Here is a 6,168-nt window from a genome sequence, read left to right as displayed (position 1 = left end):
CCCACGCAGGCGGGGGCGGTGACGCTCCTGTGCCGGAACTCCTCCCGCTGGTGGACATTGGATATGTGCACCTCGATGCAGGGCACGTCCACCGCCTTGAGGGCGTCCAGGATGGCGTAGCTGTAGTGGGTGAAGGCCCCGGGGTTCATGACGATGGCGTCGTACACCCCGTCGGCGGCGTGGATGGCGTCGATGACGGCCCCCTCGTGGTTGGACTGGAAGCACTCCGCCGAGGCGCCGTGGGCGGCGGCGAAGTCTCTCAGCCGCGCGCACAGGCTCTCATAGTTGTTCTCCCCGTAGATGCCCGGCTCCCGCTTGCCCAGCAGGTTCAGGTTGGGGCCGTTGATAATCAGGAATTTCACGCCCGGCACTCCCTTTCGTAGATCTCCGCCACCCGCTCCGCCGCCTCGGCGGCCAGGCTGTGGCCCTCAATGATGTAGTCGGCCCACCGGCGGTAGACGGGCTCCCGCTGGCGGAACCGCTCCAGAAAATCCTCTTTTCCCCCCTGCCCCAGGGGCCGGTGGGCCATGGACACGGTGTCGTAGATCACCCCGGGATCCCGGTTGATCCAGAACACCGCGCCGCTGGATTTTAAGGAGGCGATGGCGTCCGGCCGGGTGGGCAGGCCGCCGCCGCAGGCGATCACCAGCCCCTGCTCCCGGGCCAGCGCCCGGCTGACCGCCAGCTCGTGCTCCCGGAAGCCGTCCTCCCCCTCCTGGGCGAAGATCTCCGGGATGGCGCGGCCCGTGTCCCCCTCGATGCGCTCGTCGGTGTCCACGAAGGCCATGCCCAGCTTTTCCGCCGCCAGACGGCCCACCGTGGACTTGCCGCAGCCCATCATGCCGATCAGCACAATGTTTTTCACGGCTCATACCCCCGGAAGTTGCCCAGAATGCGGAACTCGGCGGCCAGCTGCCCCAGCTCGTGGAGCACGCCGTCCAGCTCCGGGGCGGCCACGTCGCCGGTGAAGTCCAGGAAGAACAGGTACTCCCACCCCCGGCCGGGGATGGGCCGGGACTCGATCTTCAGCAGGTTGAGCCCCTGGACGGCGAAGATGGTGAGGATCTCGTGGAGGGAGCCGCTCTGGTGGGGCAGGCGGAACATGGCGCTGATCTTGTTCCGCTCCGGCCGCAGCTCCAGGACGGGGGACACCACCACGAACCGGGTGTGGTTCATGGCGTTGTAGTTGACCCCCTCGGCCAGGATGTGCAGGCCGTAGATCTCCGCCGCCCGGCGGGAGCAGATGGCGGCGGCGGTGCGGTCGCCGCTCCCGGCCACCTGCTTGGCGGAGCCCGCCGTGTCCAGGGTGGGCACCCGGTGCCAGTCCCGGTGCTCGTCCAGGTACTTCTCGCTCTGCATCAGCCCCTGCTCGTGGGAATAAACGGTTTTGATGTCCTCCAGCTTCACGCCGGGCAGGGCCATGAGGCAGTGGCGCACCTCCACCTGGCACTCCCCCACGATGTAGTAGTTGTACTGGGAGAGCAGGTCGTACACCTGCCGGATGGAGCCGGTGGAGGAGTTCTCCACCGGCAGGACGGCGTAGTCAGCCTCCCCCCGCTCCAGGGCGGCGAACACGTCGGGGAACCAGGCCAGGCCCCGGCTGTCCACCTCCGGGCCGAAGAAGCCCGCGGCGGCCTCCTCACTGTAGCACCCCGGCTCCCCCTGGTACACCACCCGGGGGCCGGGCACCGGCTCCCGCCGGTTTTTCATGGCGGCGGCCCAGGCGGCATAGCCCGGGTCGCTGTCCCCCTCCCGCACCAGGTGGCGCTGCTGCCGCCGGGAGATAGCCATGATGCTCTCGTAGAGGGCCGCCAGATCCGCCTTGCGGGCCGGGTCGTCGGTGAGGGCCGTCTTGGCGGCGATCACCTGCTTCTCCCGGCTGGCGTCCAGCACCGGAATGCCGTTGGCCCGCTTATATTCCCCCACCTGACCGGTGACGGCCATCCGCTCCAGAAAGAGCTTCACCAGCTCCCCGTCGATGCGGTCGATCTCCCGGCGGTACTGTTCCAGTTCGTTCATGGGCTCCACTCCTCGATTGATCGGGCGGATGATATCCGCCCCTACGAATCTGCCGTCGGCGGGGTTTGGCCGCCACGACCAGCCGCACCTCCGCTAAATTCCAAGCACGGCGCAGGCCGCCAGGGCCGCCGCCGCCTCGATCACCGGCACGGCCCGGGGCACGATGCAGGGATCATGCCGGCCGTGGATCTCGATCTCCGTCTCCTCGCCGGTGCGGAGATCCACGCTCTCCTGGGGCAGGGCGATGGAGGGGGTGGGGCGGATGGTGGCCTCAAAGGTGACGGGCATGCCGTTGGTGATGCCGCCGTTGACACCGCCGGCATGGTTGGTCTTGGTGACCACCTTGCCGTCCCGCACCTCGAAGGGGTCGTTGGCCTCGCTGCCCCGCATGAGGGAGAAGGCCACCCCGGCGCCGAAGTCCACCCCCTTGACGGCGGGGACGGCGAAGAGGTACTGGGCGAAGATGCCCTCCACGTTGCAGCCGAAGTCGGGGGCCCCCAGCCCGGCGGGCAGGCCGAACACGGCGCACTCCACGGCGCCGCCCACGCTGTCCCCCTCGTTCTTCGCCTCCAGAATGGCCTGGCGCATCTCCTCCCCCTTGGCGTCGTCCAGCACGGGGAAGGACTTGGCGGCCACGGCCCTCAGGGACTCCTCGTCCTCCAGGGAGGCATCCGAAATGCCATAGATGGAGCTGATGTGGGCCCCCACCCACACGCCATGCCGGGCCAGCACCTGCTTGGCCACCGCACCGGCGGCCACCAGAGGGGCGGTGAGGCGGCCGGAAAAGTGGCCGCCCCCCCGGTAGTCCTGGCACCCCTGGCTCCTGATAAAGCCCGCGTAGTCCCCGTGGCTGGGGCGGGGGGTGTAGCGGATGGACTCGTAGTCCTGGGAGTGCTGGTCGGCGTTGCGGATCACCATGGCCAGGGGGGCGCCGGTGGTCTTGCCCTCAAACACGCCGGAGAGCACCTCCACCAGGTCGCTCTCCTTCCGGGCGGTTGTCGTGGGGCCCTGGCCGGGCCTGCGGCGGTTCAGCTCTCTCTGCACCGCCTCCAGCTCCAGCTCCAGCCCGGCGGGTACCCCCTCCACCACCACGCCGATGGCCGGGCCGTGGGACTCGCCGAAAATCATGTGTCTCATACAGGTTTCCTCCCTGGAACGCGTCCTTGTCTCAATCTCACGCAGTAGGGCGGGGGCTTGCCCCCGCCGACGGATCACGCCCGCGTCAGCCGCCCGCCCAGTCTCTCGTAATCCTCCCAGAACCGGGGATAGGACTTCTTCACGCACTCCGCGCCGGTGACGGTGACGGGCTTCTCACACCGGGTGGCGGCGATGGCGGCCATCATGGCGATGCGGTGGTCGTTGTGGCCGGAGACGGTGACGCCGCCGGGCAGCTTCGCCTTCCCCTGGATCACCAGGGCGTCCGCCTGCTCCTCGATGTCCGCCCCCAGGGCGGTGAGCACCTCCGTCACGGTGGAGAGCCGGTCGCTCTCCTTCATCCGCAGCCGGGCGGCGTTGCCGATGCGGGTGGTCTCCCTGTCCCGCAGGGCGGCCATGGCCGCCAGGGGGGGCACCAGATCGGGGCATTGGGATACGTCCAGTTCCACAGGCCCGGACTCCCGCAGGCGGTTACAGAAGGCCGCGATCACCCGGTCGCCCTGAACGGAGGCCGGGTTGAGGCCCGCCGCCTCCACCTGACAGCCCAGCAGCCGGGCGGCGTACCAGAAGGCGGCGTTAGACCAGTCGGCCTCAATGGCCAGATCCCGGTGCTGATAGACCTGGTTCCCCGGCACCCGAAAGCGCCGGTCGCCGTCGTAATCCACGGACACCCCAAACTGTGCCAGGGCGTCCAGGGTCATGTCCACATATCCCCGGCTCTCCAGGCCGGTGGTGAGCTGAATCTCGCTGTCCCCCTCCAGCAGGGGGAGGGCATAGAGCAGGCCGGTGACGAACTGGGAGGACACGTCGCCGGGCAGGGCGTACTCCCCGGGGGTGAGCCTCCCGGAGACGGTGAGCACCCCGTCCTCCAGGGACCAGGCGATCCCCTTCTCCCGGAACAGGTCGAAGTAGGGGCCCTGGGGCCGCTCCATGAGGCGGCCGTGGCCGGTGAACTTCCCGCCCCCCTGGAGGGCCAGGGCCACGGGGATGAGAAAGCGCAGGGTGGAGCCGGACTCTCCGCAGTCCATGACTTCCGGCGGCGGCACCTCGAAGCCGTCCACCAGATTGCAGCCCCGGATCACCGTGCCGTCGGAGGCGGCGTCGGCGTTCAGGGTGCGCATGCACCGGAGGGTGGCCTGGATGTCCTGGGACAGCTCCACATTGGACAGGCGGCACACCCCGTCGGACAGGGCGGCGGCGATAATCAGCCGGTGGGCCTGGCTTTTGGAGGGGGGCGGCGTAATCGTCCCCCTTAACAGGGTGGGTGTGATGGTCACATTCATTGCAGTTCCTCCAATTGCGCCAGCAGCTCCGCCTTGGGCATCCGGTGGGGCACGGCGCGGCCCAGCTTGTCCAGCAGGATCACCGAGATGCTGTCCCCCGCACCCTTCTTGTCCAGCCCCACGGCAGCGGCGTAGTCCCCCGCGGTGCAGGAGATGGCGGTGGGCAGGCCCAGGGCGGACAGCACTCCCTCCAGCCGGGCGGGGATCTCCGGCGGGGTCACCCCCAGCCTGACCCCCAGCTTTGCGGCGGCGCACATGCCGGCGGCCACCGCCTGGCCGTGGCTCCACGTCTCGTAGCGTCCCGCCAGCTCGTAGGCGTGGCCCAGGGTGTGGCCGAAGTTCAGGAGCATCCGCTCCCCGGTGTCCCGCTCGTCCCGTTCCACTACGCCGCGTTTTATATCGCAGCAGGTATACAAAATGTGTTCGATTTCCGCCATCAATTCCCCTCTCGACGGGCGGGCTTCCAGGAAGTCGAAGAAGGCGGCGTCCTTGATGCAGCCGTACTTCACCACCTCCGCCATGCCGTCGGCGAAGGTCTGGTCGTCCAGGGTATCCAGGGCGTCGGGATCCATGAGCACCAGTTTGGGCTGCCAAAACGCCCCGGCCAGGTTCTTGCCGTGGTGGAGGTCGATGGCAACCTTGCCCCCCACGGAGGAGTCCACCTGGGCGAGCAGGGTGGTGGGCATCTGCACGAAGTCCACCCCCCGCAGGACGGTGGCGGCGGCGAAGCCCGCCAGATCCCCCACCACGCCGCCGCCCAGGGCCACCACCGCGTCGGTGCGGGTGAGCCCGGCGGCCATCATGGCCTCCCACAGCTCAGACAGCCGCGCCGCGCACTTGGTGCCCTCCCCGGCGGGGACGGTGTGGGCGGTCACCTGGAATCCGGCCCCCTCCAGGCCGGCGCGCACCCGGTCCAGGTACAGCGGGCCCACGTTGGAGTCGGTGACCACAAACAGGCGCTCCGCCCGGGGCAGCACCTTCCGGCAGTGCGCCCCGGCCTGGGCCAGCAGGCCACGCTCTATGAGAATATCGTAAGACCGGCCCGGCAGGGCCACGGTGAGGGTTTTCATGGGCACTTCTCCCTTGCGATGGTTTTTGTGCGGGGTGAAACGGGCCGCCGAGGGCGGCGGCCCCTACATCCAGGCTTCTGGATTGCCGTAGGGGTCGGCCCCCTGGCCGACCCGCCATTTCCCCGGATGCCGCCCCGTGGTTTCGAGGGCGGGCGGATGCTATCCGCCCCTACAGGGCATGGCGCTGCGGATGGGCTGCGGCTCCGGGCTTCTCCGCTGCTCACGACGGCTCCGGGCTTCCTGTCACGCTCCGGGTTGGGCGCATGGCCGGGTCGCTAAGTCCGGGCTCCGCGAAAAATGCCGCTCCGGGCTGCGCCCGTCGCCTGTTTTTTCGTCTGCGCCCTGCCTTAGCTCCCCTATGCGCCTACCCTCCGCGCTTCTTCGCTGTCACGCTCCGCCTGTTCGCGACGCCCGGCTTCCCTCCGACTCCGGGCACAAACGGCCAGTTTGCGAACTGGCCTGGTTTGTACCCGTCGCTCCAGTCCATCCGGGCTGCTCACGACGGCTCCGCGCTTCTTTTTATTTTACCAGAGTTTTCCCCACCAGGTCAACCATGGCGGACACCTTGTGCATGAGGGCGTCGAACTTCTGGGGGGTGAGGGACTGCTGGCCGTCGCACTTGGCGTGGGCGGGGTCGTTGT

6 protein-coding genes are annotated in these 6,168 nt (G+C 68.8%); all 6 read right to left on the bottom strand.

Features of this window, described 5'->3' with window-relative positions:
* On the bottom strand, window positions 1-362 hold a 362-nt coding region (aroQ, locus tag QZ378_RS11910; RefSeq protein WP_291258422.1), incomplete at its 3' end, for a type II 3-dehydroquinate dehydratase.
* Complete coding sequence (locus QZ378_RS11905) at window positions 359-865, bottom strand: shikimate kinase (RefSeq protein WP_191380254.1); 507 nt, start codon at window positions 863-865, stop codon at window positions 359-361. The genes aroQ and QZ378_RS11905, both read right to left, overlap by 4 nt.
* Window positions 862-2,019 (bottom strand): bifunctional chorismate mutase/prephenate dehydratase, encoded by a 1,158-nt coding sequence (locus QZ378_RS11900; protein ID WP_191529618.1) that lies wholly within the window; start codon window positions 2,017-2,019, stop codon window positions 862-864. Before QZ378_RS11900 ends, QZ378_RS11905 begins: the two co-directional genes overlap by 4 nt.
* Window positions 2,020-2,112: 93 nt before the next feature.
* The gene (gene aroC / locus QZ378_RS11895; RefSeq protein WP_366935208.1) at window positions 2,113-3,147 is read right to left on the bottom strand and encodes a chorismate synthase; all 1,035 of its coding nucleotides are present in this window, start codon (window positions 3,145-3,147) and stop codon (window positions 2,113-2,115) included.
* 83 nt (window positions 3,148-3,230) lie between these two features.
* A complete protein-coding gene (gene aroA / locus QZ378_RS11890; protein WP_291258420.1) occupies window positions 3,231-4,457 on the bottom strand; it encodes a 3-phosphoshikimate 1-carboxyvinyltransferase in 1,227 nt (408 codons plus the stop codon).
* Complete coding sequence (gene aroB, locus QZ378_RS11885) at window positions 4,454-5,527, bottom strand: 3-dehydroquinate synthase (protein WP_291258419.1); 1,074 nt, start codon at window positions 5,525-5,527, stop codon at window positions 4,454-4,456. The genes aroA and aroB overlap by 4 nt, the downstream gene beginning before the upstream one ends.
* Window positions 5,528-6,168 lie beyond the last annotated feature (641 nt).

Origin of the sequence: Flavonifractor sp. (assembly GCF_019422385.1) — a bacterium.
Classification (GTDB): domain Bacteria; phylum Bacillota; class Clostridia; order Oscillospirales; family Oscillospiraceae; genus Flavonifractor; species Flavonifractor avistercoris.
The sequence above is the reverse complement of the archived record's forward strand: the minus strand, read 5'-3'. Positions and strand labels throughout refer to the sequence as shown.

Coding starts and splice junctions, on each gene's coding strand:
- aroC (WP_366935208.1), bottom strand. CDS start 3,147: ATGATTTTCGGCGAGTCCCACGGCCCGGCCATCGGCGTGGTGGTGGAG.
- aroA (WP_291258420.1), bottom strand. CDS start 4,457: ATGAATGTGACCATCACACCCACCCTGTTAAGGGGGACGATTACGCCG.
- aroB (WP_291258419.1), bottom strand. CDS start 5,527: ATGAAAACCCTCACCGTGGCCCTGCCGGGCCGGTCTTACGATATTCTC.
- QZ378_RS11900 (WP_191529618.1), bottom strand. CDS start 2,019: ATGAACGAACTGGAACAGTACCGCCGGGAGATCGACCGCATCGACGGG.